Origin of the sequence: Lentzea sp. NPDC051838 (genome assembly GCF_040681245.1) — a bacterium.
Classification (GTDB): domain Bacteria; phylum Actinomycetota; class Actinomycetes; order Mycobacteriales; family Pseudonocardiaceae; genus Lentzea.
The window spans coordinates 22,099-38,902 of the sequence record NZ_JBFAYI010000004.1; the positions used below are offsets into that span (position 1 = coordinate 22,099).

Sequence of the window (16,804 nt, forward strand, 5' to 3'; positions counted from 1 at the left end):
AACAGTTCCGCCACGTGCGCGACCTCGCGCTGCAGGCCGTTGAAGGTCACCTTCACACCATGACCCCCTGCCGGTCGACGCGGAACGGGTGGGGATCGACGTGCGGGGAGGCACCGGTCATCAGCTCGGCGAGCAGGCGGCCGGTCGCGGGGGCCAGGCCTACGCCCGCGCCCTCGTGGCCCGTGGCGTGCCAGAGACCGGGCGTGCGGGGGTCGGGACCGATGATCGGCAGGTGGTCGGGGGCGTACGGGCGGAAGCCGCCGTAGGCGCGCATGACCGGCACCTGGGCCAGCATCGGGAAGAGGGTGATTGCCCGGAGTGCCAACGCTTTCAGCACCTTGCTCTCGATCGTGTCGTCGAAGCCCTTGCGCTGGCGGCTGGAGCCGATCAGCACCGTGCCGGCCGCCGTCGACTCGACCACGCCGGAGGTTTGCAGGTCGGCGTCGCCGCTCGCCACCGCGCCCACGTAGTCCGCGTCGTAGACCTTGTGCCGGATCGTGCCCGGGATCGGGGTGGTCACGAGCACGACTCCGCGCCGGGGGAGCACGTTGACGCCGAAGTGCCTTGCCCACGGGCCGGTGGCGTTGACGACGGCGCCGCAGCTGATCACGCCCTCGGAGGTCGACACGCTTCGGCCGTCCGTTGCGGACACCTCGGCGTCGACGACCTTGATGCCGCGCAACAGGGCGCGCGTGGCCTTCACGGGGTTGAGCTGCGCGTCCTGGAGGTAGTGAACGGCCGCCGTGATCGACGGGTTGAGGTGTGGCTCGTGCGCCAAAGCCTCCGAAGCGGTGAGCTCGCACGCGTCGATGCCCGCGGCTCGTTGCTTGGCCGCGAAGGCGAGAAGAGGGTCACGAGCGTCTGGGGTCGTGGCGACCACCAGCCCGCCCTTTTCCTCCCATTCACAACCATCGGCGAGCGACGGCCACAACGCGCGGCTCGCCACCGCGAGCTCCAGCTCCGGGCCCGGCTCCTTGTCGCTGACTAGGACGTTTCCCTCACCGGCGGCGCTGGTGCCCGACGCCGGACCGGAACGGTCGAGGACGACGACGTCGAGTCCGCGCGCGGCGAGAGCCTGGGCGCACGCGGCCCCGATGATGCCCGCGCCCACGACCACGACGTCCGGGTGCATCGCCACCTCCGTTCAATAGAATGAACGTTAGTGCTTCGGGTACTCCAGCACCAGTACCGAGCTGACCTCACCTTCGACGGTCTCGTACAGGTGCGGCACGGAACCGGGGAAGCACACGTAGTCGCCCGGCCCGAGCTCGTAGGGCCCATCCGAGGGTCCCACGCGCAGGCGACCGCTCGTGACCAGCACGTGTTCGCGTCCGGGATGGCCTTCGGTGGTCTGCTGAGCCCCTGGACGGACGCGCTGGTCGTAGATCTCCAGCACGGTGTCGCCGATGTCCATCCGCCGCATCAGCCGCAGGTCGACGGCGTTGCTGCTGAGCACCTCGACGTCGCGGGCCCGCACCAGCACGACGTCCGGCGGCGTCCGCTCGGTCACCAGCGACGACACCGGCACGTCCAGAGCGTTCGACAAACTGAACACTGTCTCGATCGTCGGGTTGCCCGTGCCGCTCTCCAGCTGGGACAGCGTGCCCTTCGCGATGGACGACCGCCGCGCGAGCTCCGACAGCGACCACCCGCGTTGCTCCCGGATCGCCCTGATGTTGGCGCCGAGCACCTGACCCGCACTCATAGCCACTGATCGTTGCATAGGCTTGCGCCCATGACTGCGTACACGGAGGCGGAGGGGCAGACCCTCCGCACGGCCGTTTTCGGTGCCATGGTGCTGGTGTCCACGGCGGACCCCGGCTCGGTCGACGAGGAGAGCTACGCCGGGATCAGGGCCATGTCCCTGCTGCCGGACGACCTGCGCGCCGTGATCGCCGCCGCGCCGGCCACGCTGCCCAAGGGGTCGGCGTCCGATGTGGAGACCGGCGTGCTCGCCGCCCTCAAGGACTCCGTCGAGATCATCAACGCGCACGACGCGCGCGAGGTCCCGGTGTTCCGCGGTGCCGTGACGGAGATGGTCCGTTCGGTGGCCGGTGCGGACGGCGACGTCGCGGCGGCCGAGAAGGAGATGGTCAAGAAGATCGTCGACGCCCTCGGCTGAGATCAGGTGGCACTTGGCCTGGACGCGAGCCAGGCCAGGTGCTCCTTGCTGATCACGGCCTCCGTGTCCGCGACGGTGATGGACCAGTCGGCCTCCTCGGCGTAGGGCAGCCGCTGGTAGATGTCGGAGAGCTCACCGGCCGCCGCCGCGTACGTGACGCGCAGGTTCTCGTACTGCCGCAGCCCGATCCACGCCGCGCCACCCGCGACCGCCGCGGCCATCACCCCGGACATGTCGACGTCCCACGCGCCGTTGATGCGCAGGAACGCGAACACGATCGCGACGAGCTCGCCGAGGATCAGCAGCACGCGGAACAGGTTCGCGCGCGTCTCGTTCAACGCGGCCCGGTCGCGGTACCAGTTCAGCTGCCGCAGCACGCGGTCGTCGCGGTAGGCGGCACGGCGTTCGGCGAACGGCCGGGAGCGCAGAGCGGCCAGCGCCTGGTTGCCCTCGTCGTTGATCGCGGTGAGCATGACCTCCTTGCGGTACTCCTTCACCGCGTCGGCGATCGCGAGGTCGAGCTCCTTGCGCGGATCGGTGAGCGTGGCGGGGAAAGGCGAGGCGGCGACGGCGTAACGCCAGGCCAGCGACTTCACCCGTTCGGCCACGGTGCGGCCTGCGTTCCACTTCACCTCCGGATGCATCACCCACAGCAGCAGCTCGCCGAACAGCGCGATGAGGAACCCGAGCAACGCGACCCACGCCCAGAGGTCGACGTCGGTCCCGCCGATCTTCCACTTGAACGCACCGCCCACCGCCGCGACCACCGCGCCGAGCAGCCGCACCCGGCTGAACAGCAGCGTCCTGCGCTGTCCGCGCCGGGACACCGCCTCCGCGTCGTGGTAGAAGCCGGGCAGGTGCTTCTCGTCCATCCGGTTCGTGCTCCGCTCTCGCGTCGGTGATCGTGTGCCACCAAACGTGTTATCACGCCGATGCCCTAACGGAAGACACTTCCGCGACGATTCAAGGTTGTTCACCCGCACAGCGGAGAGGCTTGGGGATGCCGAGCGACGCCACGTTCGCGGCGTTCATCTCGTACAGCCACGCGACGGACCACGCACTGGGCCCGTTGCTGCAGGAGGGCATCGAGAAGTTCGCGAAGCCCTGGTACCGGCCGCGGGTGCGACGCGTGTTCCTCGACAACTCCGTGCTGGCGGCGGAAAGCGACCTCACGCAGGCGATTCTGGACGGTCTGGGCAACGCAGAGCACTTCCTGCTGCTCGCCTCGCCCGCTTCCGCTCAATCCCATTGGGTGGCGAAGGAAGTGGCGTGGTGGCTGGAGAACCGCGACCGCCGCACCCTGTTCGTGCTGCTCACCGACGGCGAAGCGGTGTGGCACAACGGCGTTCTGGACAAGGGGCGCACGACGGCGTTGCCCGAGGCGTTGCACGACATCCCCGAACCGCGCTGCGTCGACCTGCGCCAGGTGCGCCAGGACCCGCGAGATCCCGGCTGGGAGTCGGTGCTGGCGGACGTCGTGGCACCGCTCGACGGCATCGAGAAGTCCGAGCTGATCGGCCATCACGTCCGGGAACGGCGGCGCACCAGGCGCACCGTCACCGCCACGATCTCCGTGCTGGCCGTGCTGCTGGTCGCCGCCGTGATCCTCGCGGTCCGTTCGGAGCAGCAGAGCAACCGGGCGCAGCAGCAAACGCTCGTCGCCACCGCACGTCAGCTCGTCGCGCAGGCCGCCACGATCCGCGACACCCGGCCGGACATCGCACGTCAGCTGCTCGTGCAGGCGTACCGGATGGCGCCGACCGCCGAGGTGCGCGGGGCGCTCGTGGCAAGCCCGTCGATCCCTCGGGTGGTCAGGACCGGTGGCATCACCAATGCGATCGCGTTCGCCCCGCACGGAGACGTGCTCGCGGCCGGGGTGAAGAACGACCTCGTGCTGTACGACGGCATTTCGGAACGGGCGCGGATCCCGCTCGGCTCCGGGGTATCCGACGTGCTGTTCCACCCCGACGGCAAGCACGTCGTCATCGGCACCGCGACCTCGCTGGTCGTGCTCGACTCCACCGACCCGAGCCGGCGGCATTCGGTGCCGGAGAGCCTCGGTGCCCTCGCGTTCGTGCCGGGCAAACCGGTGCTCGCGGCCACCGGCGCGCACGCCCGCACGATCCTACTCGACCTGGCGGAACCATTGGCGCCCAAAGAGATCGCGGTGATCGCGGGCCCCAACGAGACCCTCGGTGACGTGGCGGTCAGCGCGGACGGGGCCACGCTCGCGGTGCACCTCACCGGGGGCGAGATCCAGCTCTGGGACATCTCCGGCACTCCTGCCCGGCGCGGCACGCTGACCGCGCGCGGCGAGGCGGTCACCGCGATGCGGTTCTCTCCCAACGGATCGACGCTCGCGGTCACCACCGGCGACCAGACGGTGCAGCTGTGGAACGCGGCGGGAGGCGAGCTCTACAGCGTGCTCGCCGGGTCCGCGCTGGCCGCGCGGTCACTGGCGTTCTCCGGTGACGGCACGATGCTCGCGATCGGCGACGCCGTCGGCGGGATCGCGTTGTGGGACATCCGCGACGTGCTGCAGCCCCGTGCCGCCGCGCAGTTGCCCGGCCACGTCGCGTGGGTCACGGCGCTGGCGTTCCGGCCGGACTCGAGCGTGCTCGCCTCGGCGTCGTTCGACGGTTCCGGGCAGCAGCCCGTGGTGCGGCTGTGGAACGTGCTGGCCGCGTCCAGGTCGACCGCGGTGACGGTGCTTCCCCAGGGCGGCAACGAGCTCGGGTTCGGGGTGAACCGGTTGCTCGCGACCGGCAGGCCGACGACCCTGTACGACCTGAGCGATCCCGCCGATCCCCGGAAGCTGCGCACGGTGCGCACCTACAAGATCAGTGCCCAGCCGGTCTCGTTCAGCCCCGACGGCACGAGGCTCGCGGTCGGGATGCCGATCGTGCTGATGGACCCGTTCAGCGACGCCACTCCTTCGGTGCGCCAGGACGACCTCGCCTACCAGGTGCGGTTCAGCCCCGACGGAAGGCTGATCGCCGCCGCGGACGACGACGGCGTCACGCTGTGGGAGCGCCGGGGTGACGAGGCGGTCCACGTGACGAGGCTGCCCCGCACGCTCGGTTCGGCGCACGACAAGGTCGCGTTCAGCCCGGACAGCCGTCACGTCGTGACACGCGGCGACCAGGGCGAGTACGTGCAGCTGTGGGACATCGCGGACCCGGCGCGGCCGCGTGAGGTCCGGGTGATCGAGACCAGGGACGACCCCGTGGAGTCGGTGCTGTACGGGCCGGGCGGCGACCACGTCGTGACCGGGTCGAAGAGCGGCCTGATCACCGTCTGGCGAGTCGACGGCACCCGTGTCGCGACGGTCAGCAGGCACGTCGGCCGCGTGCACGCCCTCGCGCTGCACCCCGACGGCCGGATGATCGCGAGCGCGGCGGACGGGGGAGAGGTGGTGCTCTGGGACGTCACCGATCCGGCGCGGCTCGTCGAGGTGTCACTGCTGCGCTCTGGCTCGCTGTACGACGCGGCGGCCATCGCGTTCAGCCCCGACGGCGCGTTGCTCGGCGGCGCCGACGGCACCCGCACGACCATCTGGAGCATCGACGTGCCGCGGCTGCTGGAAAAGCTCTGCGCGGACTCGCCGGCCATTCCGGAAACCGAGTGGCGGCAGTACCTTCCGGACATCCCTTACGACCCGCCATGTGCGTGAAGGGGGCCTCCTCGTGAGACGTGTTCTCCCGCTTTTGTTGCTGCTGACGGCATGTGGAGGTCCCACCGTCGGCCCGAAGATCACCGGGGCACCACAGCCGGGCGGCTCGGTCGTGCTGACGACAGCGCCGTCCGAAGGGGCGAAGTCCGCTCTGGGCAGCGCACCGGACGACCTGCGCGACGTGGACTGGCAGCAGGCGACGCTGACCGCGGACTTCTGCGACGTGGCGAACCCGGTGGCGCTGCGCAACGGCGAAGCGGACGCGACCTCCGCGATCTGGGGCGAGATCATCGTGTTCGTCAACACCGCCAAACCCGTCTGGTACGGCGACGTCGACGGGGACGGCCGCGACGAGGCCGCGGTGAACCTCGGGTGCGAGACCGGCGGTCGCACCGCGGCGGCCCAGCTCGCGTTCGGGCTCGTGGTGGTGCGATCCCGCGACGGCGCGCTCGAGCTCGTCGGCGAGATCTCCACGACGACGATGCGTGACGACGCGCCGCACGTGCCGTTGCTGAGCGAACCGCAGTTCTCCCGTGGCGGCATCACGGTGAAGGAGCTCTGGTACCGGCCGAGCGACGCCAACTGCTGCCCGACCGGCGTCTCGCTGACCAGGTGGTCGGTGCGCGACGGCACGCTGAAACCCGGTCCGGCCGTCCAGGTGTCGTGACAGCTCCGAGGACTTAGGCCTGAGGAAGGCTTGAACTGCGTAGTTCAGGGTGTAATCATCGGACCTCTCGCCGCCGCCCCGACGAGAAAAGCGATGGTCATGGCACTACGACGATTGTGTGCGGCCCTGGTGGCCGCGCTGCTCGCTGGCCTCATCCACGTGGCCGCGTCGGTACCGGCGCAGGCCGAAGTGCAACACCCGAGACAGGAGTGGCTGCGCAAGTCCACCGCCGGCCTCTTCCTGCACTGGGGCATGTTCACCGCCCCGAAGCACCTCAACTGCGCCGAGTGGGAGCGTGACGTCACCGGCGGAGGGTGGACCCCCGACTACTGGATCGACGAGGCGCGCAAGCTCGGCGCGTCCTACGTCGTGCTGGCGACGTTCCACTCGCGACTCGGCTACGCGCGCCCGTGGCCGTCCAAGATCCCCGGCAGCTGCGCGACCGAACGCGACCTGCTCGGCGAGCTCGTCAAGGCGGGCAAGGCCAAGGGGGTCAAGGTGATCCTCTACATGACCGACGACCCGCAGTGGCACGCCGAGCAGGGCGTGGAGATGCTCGACTCGGCCGCGTACTCCGCCTACAAGGGCGAGCAGGTCGATCTCACCACGCGCGAGGGCTTCGGCAAGTACAGCTACGACCTCTTCTTCGAGGTCATGAAGAACTACAACGACCTCGCGGGCTTCTGGATCGACAACGACAACGAGTACTGGGAGCGCAACAAGCTCTACGAGCAGATCCGCCAGTTGCAGCCCACCTGGTTGTTGAGCAACAACAACGAGGACACGCCGATCATGGACACGGTCTCGAACGAGCAGAAGACCGGCATGTTCCCGTCCTACGACTACCCGGCCGCGACGTTCACGCCGATGCCGCGCCTTTCCGAGGCCTGCTACAAGCTCCCGGACACCGGCGATTGGTGGTACAGCGGCGGTGACTCCGTCGTCAACACGCGCCTGAACGTCGGCCGCTACATCACCAACGCGGGCGCGTCGATCAAGTCGCTGATGGCCGAGACGCCGATGGTGAACGGCAAGATGCCGGCACAGCAGGAGGCGTACAACAACTTCATGTCCACCTGGGTGCCGCCGATCAAGGAGTCGATCCAGGGGGTCGAGGGCGCCGGGTACATGTACGGCGGTATGCAGCCCGGGTTCTGGAACGACGGCGCGCACGGCGTGATCACCATCAACCCGTCGACGGGCAAGCAGTACGTGCACGTGGTGACCAAGCCTCGCGCGGACTTCGTTCGGTTGCGGGACAACGGGTATCGGGTTTCCCGCGTGACCGATCTTCGTACGGGCGAGCGCATGCGGTTCTCGCAGTCCGGCGGGCACCTGACGATCGAGGGCATCACCAAGTGGGACGAGTACGACACCGTCTTCTCCGTGGAAACCCGTGGCCAGCAAGGGTTCTACTCCGACGTCAAGGCGTACGCGACGTCCTCGAAGGATGGCTTCCCCGCTGCCAACCTGACCGACGGCAGCTACGAGAAGTACTGGGACGCGGCCGCCGCTCAGCCGGTCTCGATCTCGCTGGACCTGGGGCGTCGCAAGGAAGCCTCGTTCCTGGCGATCAACCAGCGCGAGTCGTCGCCGACGCACGCCCGCGTGTCGTTCGGCCGTCCCGAGGACTCCTCGCGGATCAAGGACTACCAGCTCACCGCGTCCGATGACGGTCGTAACTGGCGGCACGTCCGCACTGGTGCCTTGCCTTCCGCGCGTGGCACTCAGTTCATCGACATCGGTTCGGTCGAGGCGCGATGGCTGCGGTTGACCGTGCTGAACACGTGGGGTGGTCCGCAGGCTCCTGTGTACTTCAAGGAGCTGAAGATCGACGAGATCCGGGTCGGTCACAGCTATCCGCGGTCGGTGCGGGACTCGGCGCTGGAGGCCGAGGACGCGTCGCGGTCAGGTTCGGCGCGCAGCGAGTTCTGCGAGGCCTGTTCTGGCACCCGTCAGGTGACCGGACTCGGTGGTGGTGAGCGCAACGCGGTGACCTACCGCGATGTTTCCGTTGCCACTGCTGGTACTTACAGCCTGCAGCTCGACCTGACGTCCGCTTCGGCGTCGTCGGTCTCGGTGTCGGTCAACGGTGCTTCGCCGGTTTCCGTCGCGGTGCCTGCGGATCGCGGTGATGTGCCTGATCCGACGTCTCTCGCGGTGCCGTTGAACGCCGGACGCAACACGATTCGGGTGTTCAGCACCGGGAAGGCTCTGGGGCTGGACCGGATCTCGGTCGGTGGCCTGCCGCCGTCGAACTACACGCCGAAGACGACGTTGACGGTCGAACCCCATGGCGTGCAATGGGTTGCGCCGGGCCAGCAGTCGGTGAAGATCACCGCACGGTTGCGCCTCGACGCCGACGACCAGATCGACAACGTGTCGATCGCACCTGTGCTGCCTGCCGGTTGGACGCTGACCGGTGCACCGGCGACGCGGACTTCGATGCGGCTCGGCGGGATCCTGGAAGGTTCGTGGACCGCGGTGTCCGCCGCCGGTCAGGACGTCGGTTCGGTCAGCATCCCGGTGAACGCGTCGTTCCAGCTGCTCAGCTCGGACCGCAAGGTGTCGGGCACGGTGCCGGTGAGGACCCGGCCCGCAGACCGCGTGTTCGTGCGGGAGGCGGAGGACTCGGCGAACGTGTTCGGCAGCACCGGTTTGACGAGTTGCGGGCCGTGTTCGGGTGGCGAGAAGGTGCGCAACATCGGTGGCGCCCCTGAAGCTTCCGTGACCTTCCCGAACGTGGTCGTGCCCGCCGCCGGGACGTACAAGATGTTCATCACCTTCACGGTCAACGGGCCGCGCTCGTACTTCGTGACGGTGAACGGGGGCGCGCCGGTCGAGGTCAAGCTCGACGGGCTCGGCAACAACACCCCGTACGTCACGGAGCTTCCGGTGACGTTGAACGCCGGTGCGAACACCATCAAGTTCGGCAACGACAAGGCCGGGTCGCCTGACCTGGACCAGATCGCGATCGGCTGAGGTTCGTGCGGCACCCTTGCTCCGGCAGGGGTGCCGTTCTCAGTAGGGTGCTGATCATGGGGGAAGAGAACGAAGGCTGGCGGGGATTTCCGCACACCGGCTGGCAGAGCGTGGACGCCGTGCGGCGCAGGCTCGACGCGGGCGCGGACCCGGAAACCGGCCCGTGGTGGGCGACGCCGCTGCACTCGGCGGTCGAGTTCGGCACGGCGGAGGTCGTGGCGGAGATCGCCGCGCGGGTTGACGACGTCGATCACCTGAACGGTGGCCGGAGCGCGTTGTGGCGGGCCGTGTACGAGGGCAAGCCCGAGATCGCGCAGGCACTCCTGGCCGCGGGCGCGGATCCGTTGCGCCCCATGATGTCCGGCTGGTCGCCCGCCCGGCTGAGCCGCGCCACCCGGCACGTCGTCCCGTCCGGCGAGGTGCTGACCGACGAGGAGGAGACGGCGGTTCGGGAGGCTGGGCGGCTGGTCCTCGCGTTGAAGGAGTTCCCGTACTACGACGGGTACAGCCTCGCGTGCGTCGCGGGCATCGACGCCGCGGAGGCCACGCGGAGGTTGAGCGCCGAGGTGGTGCCCACTGCGGAGGTTCCGCCCGAGGTGCCGACGGGGGACTGGTGGCCGGCGCCGTTCGGTGAGGACACCGAGCGCACTCTGAGCGTCACGGACGTGCCGGGCGGCTGCGTCCTGTTCCAGCCCTGGTACTTCGCCGTGCAGACACCTGAGGTGATGATGCCGTTGTCCGAGGGCACCGTCGCCTACGGCATGTACGCCAACCCCAAGAGCGGCAACCAGGGCAACGTCCACCGCGACGGTCGGACCATCGGCTGGGACCTGCATCCCGGCGGAGGCGCGGACGATCGGGACGGCACTCGGGAAGTTCTCCTGGCGTACCTCTACGCCCACAAGGCCGTCGCCTACTGCTGCGCCTACGCGGGTCTGCGGCCGAAGAACAGCAAGGCGTTCACTGAGCCGGACCAGTGGATTCGTCTTCCCGGTCTCAGCAAGTGACGCGCATGATGGGGGCATGCTGGAGGCACTGCGGCGACAGCTGAGCGACGGCCTGTTCGAGAAGGTCGCGGGTCCGGAGCGGGAGAAGCACGCGCGGCGCATCCACGACGCGCCCGGTCCGCGCATGTTCGCGGAAGACCGGCCGATCCGGCACGTGCACGCTGATCACGCCATGTTCATCGGCGGGCTGCGGGCGTTGCTGCTGCAGTCGTTGCACCCGCTCGCGATGGCGGCGGTCGCGCAGCACTCCGACTACCGCACCGACCCGTGGGGACGGTTGCAGCGCACGAGTTTGTTCGTCGGCGTCACCACCTACGGCACCGAGAAGGACGCACACGAAGCCGTCGAACGGCTTGCGCGCGTGCACACCTTCATCCACGGCACGGCGCCGGACGGCCGGGAGTACCGCGCCGACGACCCGCACCTGCTGACCTGGGTGCACGTGGCCGAGGTCGACAGCTTCCTGACGTGCCACCAGCGCTACGGCGAGAAGCCGCTCGACGACTACGACGGGTACGTCGCCGACATGGCCGTGATCGCGGACGCGATGGGCATCCCGGATCCACCGCGCACCAAGGCCGAGCTCGACGCGCGGCTGGGTGCCTACCGCAACGAGCTCAAAGGCACCCGCGAGGCTCGGGAAGCCGCACGGTTCCTGCTGCTCAAGGCGCCTTTGCCGCTGCTCGCGAAGGGGCCGTACGCGATCCTGTCGGCGACGGCGGTGGCGAGCTTGCCCGTGTGGGCGCGGATTCCGTTGCGGCTGCCGTACCTGCCGATCGCCGAGGCCACCGGGGTGCGGTTCGCGGGCCACGCGTTGATGCGCGGCCTGCGGTGGGTCACCGGAAGTCCGTGACGCGGAACGTCCAGAGCATGTCGCTGTCGCGGGGGTTCACACCCGGTTTGACGACGGGGTTGAACGACGCCTCGACGCCGACCCAGCCGCGGAACTGCGCGTCGTCGTCGAGGATCTGCAGCATCGGCCGGACGTGCGAGTTGCGCGTGTAGCACGTCTGCTCGTTGCCGTTCTCGTCCTTCGTCAGACAGCTGCACCACTGCCAGTGAGTATCGCGGCGGTCGTTGTTGGAGACCCGCACGACGTAGTTCTGGATCGACAGGTCGGTGTTGCCCTTCACACAGCCTTCCCGGCAGGCGCTCTTGGCCGCGGGGAGGAGGTAGGTGAGGCACCACGACGTGGTGGCGCACGTCTTGAACTTCCCGATCTCGTAGGGATCAGCGTCGAGCTCCCTCGGGGCGTTCCTCTCCCAGCCCCGGAGGTCGAGCTGGAGCGTGCCGGGGAACGCCTGGACGCTCGCCATCTGGCGCCGGGTGGTCAGCGGGGTGTTGCTGCCGTACGCGTACCCGGCCGTGGCGAGAGTGTTGAACCTGAGGTCGAGGCGGACGAGCTTGCCGTCGGGACTCGGGGTGAGGGCCCACTGCTCCGACCACGCCTGGCCGACATCGGTCCAGGTGATCTTGAGCAGGCCGTTCTCGATCCGGTAGTCACCGGTCCTGCGCTCGGTGGGGTCGGAGGTGAAACCGTCCGTGGTCTGCACCTCGCACTCGCGCACCAGGGACTGACCCGGTGCCGCCGTGGGGGTCGAGCACGAGCGGTCGGGCTTGGTTCCGGTGCCCACGCGGAAAGCGGGTTTGCCCTGTCGCCACAGGTAGGTCCGCGCGGTCACGCGTCCGCCCGCGAACTGGTAGTCGCCGAGTCGCACCCAGTTGTCCTGGCCCGCCTTGAACGAGCCGAGCGTCACGACGAAGTTCGCCTTGCCTCCTGGCAGGTCAGCGGCCGCCGCCGTGGCGGGCAGGAACGCGAACAGGCACAGCACGGCCAGGACGAGCGGCATCTTGCGCATGGATCCCCCAGTTTCAGCCCTGCAGGAAGTTCACCACGAGTGGCGTGGCCTCGTCCTTGAACTCCTCGAAATACCCGTGCCGGGCTCCCTCGATCAGGTGCATGCGCGCGCCGGGAATCCGTTCGGTGATGAGGGGAGCGTTGGCCGTGGGGTTGAAGATGTCCTCGGTCCCGTGCACCACGAGCGTCGGCGCGGTGATCGACGGCAGCACGTCCCACGCGTCGTGCTCGGCGCTCGCGAACAGGTGCAGCTTCTTCGCGTACGGCGGCATGGCCGGGTCGCCGAGCGTGTTGTACGGGCCTTGGTAGGCAGGCGTGTACATCAGGTCTTCCAACGCCCGGCGCGCCTTCATCGGGTCGATCTGCGCCAGCGACTTGCGCACCTCGGCACTGCGTTCGATCCCGTGCGGCCCGCCCGGTGAGGTGCAGCCGAGCACGAGCCGGTCGACCCTCGAGCCGTGGGACGCGGCGATCCACTGCGCGATCCGGCCGCCCATCGACGTGCCGTAGACGTGGGCCCTGTCGATGCCCGCGTCGTCGAGGATCGCGATGCAGTCCGAGGCGAAGAGTCGCGTGCTGTAAGGGGTTTCGGGCTTGTCGCTGGAACCGGTTCCGCGGTGGTCGGTGACGATCGTCGTGAACCGCGCTGCGAAGTCCGCGCGGACCTGTGACCACCAGCGGGACGAGTTCGACTGGCCCGCGATCAGCAGCAGGGGAGGGCCTGAGCCTTCAACCGAATAGAAGAGCCTGGTTCCGTCGGCGGCACGAGCGTGGGTCACAACGTCCTCCGAATGATGCCCTGGCTTTCAAGCCCGGGAGGGATTCAGGCTCCGGCTGGAGCGGTCCGACAGGGCCGGGGCTGTTCGAGCGCGCAACCCGCCGTAACGCTACTGGCTGGTGGCGCGCTGTCCGCGACCACCCGACAGTGCCGAACATCTGTTCGGTAAGATCGTCTGTGTGGCGGGTTCGGCGAGTGTGACCCGGTATACCTACCGGCTGCGCTTGTCGTCGTCTGCCTGTCGTGTGTTGCTGGTGGAGTGGGATCGCTGCCGGTGGGTGTGGAACCAGTGCGTTGCGCAGTCGCGTGAGACCCACCGGCACAACCGTGAGAATCTCGGCGACCCGCGCACCTGCGGTCCGGCGCAGTTGGACAAGCTCCTGACAAGCTGGCGGGCCGACCAGGAGTGGTTGCGGGCGGGTTCGTCGGTGGCGCAGCAGCAGGTTGTCCGGGATTTCGGTGTGTCGCGTGCCAGGGCGCTCAAGGATGTGCGGGAGCGGGTGCCGCAGGGGCGGCGTGCTGGGATGCCGCGGTTCAAGAAGCGGTCGCTGGCCGAGCCGACACTGAACTACACCCGGCGTGGGTTCCGGTTGCGTGACGGTGTGCTGTGCCTGGCGGGTGGGATTGCGGTGAGGCCTGTGTGGTCGCGGGAGTTGCCCTCCGTGCCGTCGTCGGTGCGCGTGTACCGCGACAGCCTCGGCCATTGGTACTGCTCTTTCGTCGTCCGCACACAAGTCCAAACCCTGCCCAGGACCGGCCGGGTGATCGGTGTGGACTGGGGTGTGAGGGAACTGGCCACCACCACCAGCGACGCGCACGACCTGCCGCACCCTGAGCACGGCGGGAACGCGGCGAAGGGCTTGGCGCGGTATCAGCGGATGATGGCCCGTCGCCGCCCGGCCAAGGGTCAGCTTGGTTCGCGGGGGTACCGGCACGCCAGGCGACAGGCGGCGAAGATCCAGAAGAAGGTCGCCCGGCAGCGGCAGGACACGGGCCGCAAGTGGGCCAAGCGGGTTGTGCGTGACCATGACGTGCTGGCGGTGGAGGATTTCCGGCCGAAGTTCCTGGCCAAATCCACGATGGCTCGCAAAGCGGCGGACGCCGCGATCGGTGCCACCAAGCGCGAACTGATCGCCATGGCCCGCAAACACGGCCGCGATCTGCGGCTCGTTGACCCGAAACACACCACTATGGACTGCGCTGCCTGCGGTGCGAGAACCAAGCACGCGCTGCCGCTGTCCGAACGCACCTACACCTGCACGTCGTGCGGAGCCGTGTCCCCCAGGGACAAGAACTCCGCAGCGGTGATGCTGGTCCGGGCAGGTTTGAACCCGGTCGGTGACGACGGCACAAGACCTGCTCGTCCGCCGGACGAGCAGGCAGCCTGAGCCGAGAATCCCCACAGCCCATTCAGGGCAGGGGAACATTCAAGACTGGACAGCGTAGAACCTTGACTCAGGTGTTGATGGTCTAGTCCAATCCTGGGTGACCCTCTGCCGGCCGCCAACGCGTGAGGGATGGAAGCCCATGCAGCTTTTCGCTCGAATAAGCGCGGTGGCCGCACTGGTGCTCGGCACCGTGATCGTGAGCCTCGCCCCTGCCAGCGCCGCCGGAGTCACGGCGACGTTCTCCAAGCAGTCCTGGGACACCGGGTACACCGCCACGGTGACGATCAAGAACGAGACCAGCGCGGCCATCAGCTCCTGGAAGGTCGAGTTCGACTACCCGGCGTCCACGTCCGTCGGCGCCTACTGGGACTCGCTGCTCACCAAGAGCGGCAACCACTACGCGTTCGTCAACCGCGAGTACAACGGCTCGGTGGCGCCCGGCGCCAGCGTGTCGTTCGGCTTCAACGCCGGCGGCACCGCCGACCCGGCCAACTGCACGATCAACGGCGCCGCGTGCACGGGTGGCGGCACGCAGCCGACCACGACGTCATCGACCACCACCACTACGACGACCACGACGACCACCACGACAACGGGCCAGCCTCCCACGGGGTCGTTGCCGCGCAAGGTGCTCGTCGGCTACCTGCACGCCAGCTTCGCCAACGGCTCCGGCTACATCCGGATGAAGGACGTGCCGGACGAGTGGGACGTCATCAACCTGTCGTTCGCCGAGCCCACCAGCGCGACGTCCGGTGAGCTGCGGTTCGCGCAGTGCCCGGTCGCCGAGTGCCCGAACGTCGAGTCCGAGGCCGAGTTCATCGCGGGCATCCGTGCCCAGCAGGCCAAGGGCAAGAAGGTGCTGATCTCCATCGGCGGCCAGAACGGTCAAGTGCGGCTGGAGACCACGGCGGCGCGTGACGCGTTCGTGCGGTCCGTTGGCGCGATCATCGACAAGTACGGCCTGAACGGGCTCGACGTCGACTTCGAGGGCCACTCGCTGTCGCTCAACTCCGGTGACGTCGACTTCAAGAACCCGACCACGCCGGTGATCGTGAACCTGATCTCGGCTCTGCGGTCGCTGAAGTCCCGCTACGGAGCCAACTTCGTGCTCACGATGGCGCCGGAGACGTTCTTCGTGCAGGTCGGTTACCAGTTCTACGGTGGTGCGGGCGGCGGCGACTCGCGCACGGGCGCGTACCTGCCGGTGATCGAGGCGATGCGCAACGACCTGACGTTGCTGCACGTGCAGGACTACAACTCCGGACCCGTGATGGGCCTGGACAACCAGTACCACAACATGGGCGGCGCGGACTTCCACATCGCGATGACCGACATGGTGCTCGCGGGCTTCCCGGTGCGCGGTGACACGACGAAGTTCTTCACCGGACTCCGGCAGGACCAGGTCGCCATCGGCCTGCCCGCCGCGATGTACGCGGGCAACGGGTTCACGTCCGTCGCCGACGTCCACACCGCGCTGGACTGCCTCACCAAGGGGTCGAACTGCGGCAGCTACAAGCCGAAGGGCGTCTACCCGAACCTGCGCGGCCTCATGACGTGGTCGATCAACTGGGACAAGTTCAACAACTACGAGTTCTCGAAGCAGCACAGGGCCTATCTGCCTCGATAGCGGTGGCGGGGGCGGCACCCGCCGCCCCCGCACCCCCGTCAGGCCAGCGTGGACCAGAACTCCAGTTCGTAGGCCTGCAGCAGGCGGCCGTAGCGCCAGGCGTGCTTCGGCTGCCAGCCGGAGTCGAGAGCGGCCTGGATGGCGGCGATCGCGCGTTCTTCCAGCTGCGGGGCGGGCTGGGCGAAGAAGTCGACGAACGCGCACGCCTCGTCGTCGAACCCGTAGTGCTCGCGCAGACCCTTCGCCATGCGGGCGCAGTAGCCGCCCCACGCGGTGAAGTTCGCCAGGATCGCGAGGATCACGTCGGCCGGCTCGCCGTTCATCGCCATCCACGCCTGGTACGCGGGGTAGGCCTGGCAGCCGGGGTAGGGCTCGTAGTTCTGGAAGTCCTTCGAGGACATGCCGGCGGCCTTGGCGAGCGGTTCCAGCATCGGCAGCACGAGCTCCTCGCCGCCCGCCAGCAGCGTGAAGAACGCCCGCGCGTTCGGTTCCCCGGCCTTCGACGCGAGCGCGAGGAACGTTCGCCAGTCCGACGACACGATGTGGTTCTCCTCGGCCGCGAACGTGGCGATCACGGCGCGCGGAGCCTGTCCGGTTTCGATGAGTTTGACCACGAGGTTGTCGTGCTCACCGGGGTGCAGCTCCTTGCGGATGCGCGTGACCAGCTCTTTTGCGTCCATGGACCATGATTCTTCCGCACCG

General features: G+C 68.6%; 14 protein-coding genes. 8 read left to right on the forward strand and 6 right to left on the reverse strand.

The genetic code is table 11. From position 1 onward, the window contains the following. Positions 1 to 52: 52 nt before the first annotated feature. A complete protein-coding gene (locus tag AB0M24_RS11350; protein ID WP_363764408.1) occupies positions 53 to 1,132 on the reverse strand; it encodes an FAD-binding oxidoreductase in 1,080 nt (359 codons plus the stop codon). Positions 1,133 to 1,159: 27 nt separating this feature from the next. Then, on the reverse strand, positions 1,160 to 1,705 hold the full coding sequence (locus AB0M24_RS11355) for an XRE family transcriptional regulator (protein ID WP_363764410.1): 546 nt from the start codon (positions 1,703 to 1,705) through the stop codon (positions 1,160 to 1,162). 30 nt (positions 1,706 to 1,735) lie between these two features. Between AB0M24_RS11355 and AB0M24_RS11360 the strand changes: the two genes are divergently transcribed. Beyond that, complete coding sequence (locus AB0M24_RS11360) at positions 1,736 to 2,122, forward strand: hypothetical protein (RefSeq protein WP_363764413.1); 387 nt, start codon at positions 1,736 to 1,738, stop codon at positions 2,120 to 2,122. Positions 2,123 to 2,124: 2 nt separating this feature from the next. Here AB0M24_RS11360 and AB0M24_RS11365 read toward each other — a convergent pair whose 3' ends face one another. Continuing rightward, positions 2,125 to 2,994 (reverse strand): DUF4231 domain-containing protein, encoded by an 870-nt coding sequence (locus AB0M24_RS11365; RefSeq protein WP_363764415.1) that lies wholly within the window; start codon positions 2,992 to 2,994, stop codon positions 2,125 to 2,127. A 128-nt stretch (positions 2,995 to 3,122) separates the two neighbouring features. On the opposite strand from AB0M24_RS11365, the gene AB0M24_RS11370 reads away from it, so the two are divergent. The 5 genes from AB0M24_RS11370 (at position 3,123) to AB0M24_RS11390 (ending at position 11,304) form a co-directional block, all read left to right on the forward strand. Then, positions 3,123 to 5,795 (forward strand): hypothetical protein, encoded by a 2,673-nt coding sequence (locus AB0M24_RS11370; RefSeq protein WP_363764418.1) that lies wholly within the window; start codon positions 3,123 to 3,125, stop codon positions 5,793 to 5,795. A 13-nt stretch (positions 5,796 to 5,808) separates the two neighbouring features. After that, on the forward strand, positions 5,809 to 6,462 hold the full coding sequence (locus AB0M24_RS11375) for a hypothetical protein (RefSeq protein WP_363764421.1): 654 nt from the start codon (positions 5,809 to 5,811) through the stop codon (positions 6,460 to 6,462). A 99-nt stretch (positions 6,463 to 6,561) separates the two neighbouring features. Continuing rightward, positions 6,562 to 9,444, forward strand: a complete 2,883-nt coding sequence (locus AB0M24_RS11380) for a CBM35 domain-containing protein (protein WP_363764424.1) — start codon at positions 6,562 to 6,564, stop codon at positions 9,442 to 9,444. A gap of 56 nt (positions 9,445 to 9,500) precedes the next feature. Continuing rightward, complete coding sequence (locus AB0M24_RS11385; protein ID WP_363764427.1) at positions 9,501 to 10,451, forward strand: ankyrin repeat domain-containing protein; 951 nt, start codon at positions 9,501 to 9,503, stop codon at positions 10,449 to 10,451. A 16-nt stretch (positions 10,452 to 10,467) separates the two neighbouring features. After that, positions 10,468 to 11,304, forward strand: coding sequence for an oxygenase MpaB family protein (locus AB0M24_RS11390; protein WP_363764430.1), 837 nt, complete (start codon positions 10,468 to 10,470; stop codon positions 11,302 to 11,304). Here the strand turns inward: AB0M24_RS11390 and AB0M24_RS11395 are convergent. Next, on the reverse strand, positions 11,288 to 12,310 hold the full coding sequence (locus AB0M24_RS11395; RefSeq protein ID WP_363764433.1) for a hypothetical protein: 1,023 nt from the start codon (positions 12,308 to 12,310) through the stop codon (positions 11,288 to 11,290). The genes AB0M24_RS11390 and AB0M24_RS11395 overlap by 17 nt on opposite strands. A gap of 13 nt (positions 12,311 to 12,323) precedes the next feature. Beyond that, complete coding sequence (locus AB0M24_RS11400; protein WP_363764436.1) at positions 12,324 to 13,088, reverse strand: alpha/beta fold hydrolase; 765 nt, start codon at positions 13,086 to 13,088, stop codon at positions 12,324 to 12,326. Between the two features lie 196 nt (positions 13,089 to 13,284). Here AB0M24_RS11400 and AB0M24_RS11405 point away from each other — a divergent pair, with 196 nt between their 5' ends. Beyond that, entirely contained in the window at positions 13,285 to 14,475 is a 1,191-nt protein-coding gene (locus AB0M24_RS11405) for a transposase (protein ID WP_363764439.1), read from the forward strand. 139 nt (positions 14,476 to 14,614) lie between these two features. Then, entirely contained in the window at positions 14,615 to 16,102 is a 1,488-nt protein-coding gene (locus AB0M24_RS11410) for a cellulose binding domain-containing protein (RefSeq protein ID WP_363764442.1), read from the forward strand. A 38-nt stretch (positions 16,103 to 16,140) separates the two neighbouring features. Here the strand turns inward: AB0M24_RS11410 and AB0M24_RS11415 are convergent, their stop codons facing one another. Then, positions 16,141 to 16,782 (reverse strand): transcriptional regulator, encoded by a 642-nt coding sequence (locus AB0M24_RS11415; RefSeq protein WP_363764445.1) that lies wholly within the window; start codon positions 16,780 to 16,782, stop codon positions 16,141 to 16,143. Positions 16,783 to 16,804: the final 22 nt, after the last annotated feature.

Coding starts and splice junctions, on each gene's coding strand:
- AB0M24_RS11350 (WP_363764408.1), bottom strand. CDS start 1,132: ATGCACCCGGACGTCGTGGTCGTGGGCGCGGGCATCATCGGGGCCGCG.
- AB0M24_RS11355 (WP_363764410.1), bottom strand. CDS start 1,705: ATGAGTGCGGGTCAGGTGCTCGGCGCCAACATCAGGGCGATCCGGGAG.
- AB0M24_RS11360 (WP_363764413.1), top strand. CDS start 1,736: ATGACTGCGTACACGGAGGCGGAGGGGCAGACCCTCCGCACGGCCGTT.
- AB0M24_RS11365 (WP_363764415.1), bottom strand. CDS start 2,994: ATGGACGAGAAGCACCTGCCCGGCTTCTACCACGACGCGGAGGCGGTG.
- AB0M24_RS11370 (WP_363764418.1), top strand. CDS start 3,123: ATGCCGAGCGACGCCACGTTCGCGGCGTTCATCTCGTACAGCCACGCG.
- AB0M24_RS11380 (WP_363764424.1), top strand. CDS start 6,562: ATGGCACTACGACGATTGTGTGCGGCCCTGGTGGCCGCGCTGCTCGCT.
- AB0M24_RS11385 (WP_363764427.1), top strand. CDS start 9,501: ATGGGGGAAGAGAACGAAGGCTGGCGGGGATTTCCGCACACCGGCTGG.
- AB0M24_RS11390 (WP_363764430.1), top strand. CDS start 10,468: ATGCTGGAGGCACTGCGGCGACAGCTGAGCGACGGCCTGTTCGAGAAG.
- AB0M24_RS11395 (WP_363764433.1), bottom strand. CDS start 12,310: ATGCGCAAGATGCCGCTCGTCCTGGCCGTGCTGTGCCTGTTCGCGTTC.
- AB0M24_RS11410 (WP_363764442.1), top strand. CDS start 14,615: ATGCAGCTTTTCGCTCGAATAAGCGCGGTGGCCGCACTGGTGCTCGGC.
- AB0M24_RS11415 (WP_363764445.1), bottom strand. CDS start 16,782: ATGGACGCAAAAGAGCTGGTCACGCGCATCCGCAAGGAGCTGCACCCC.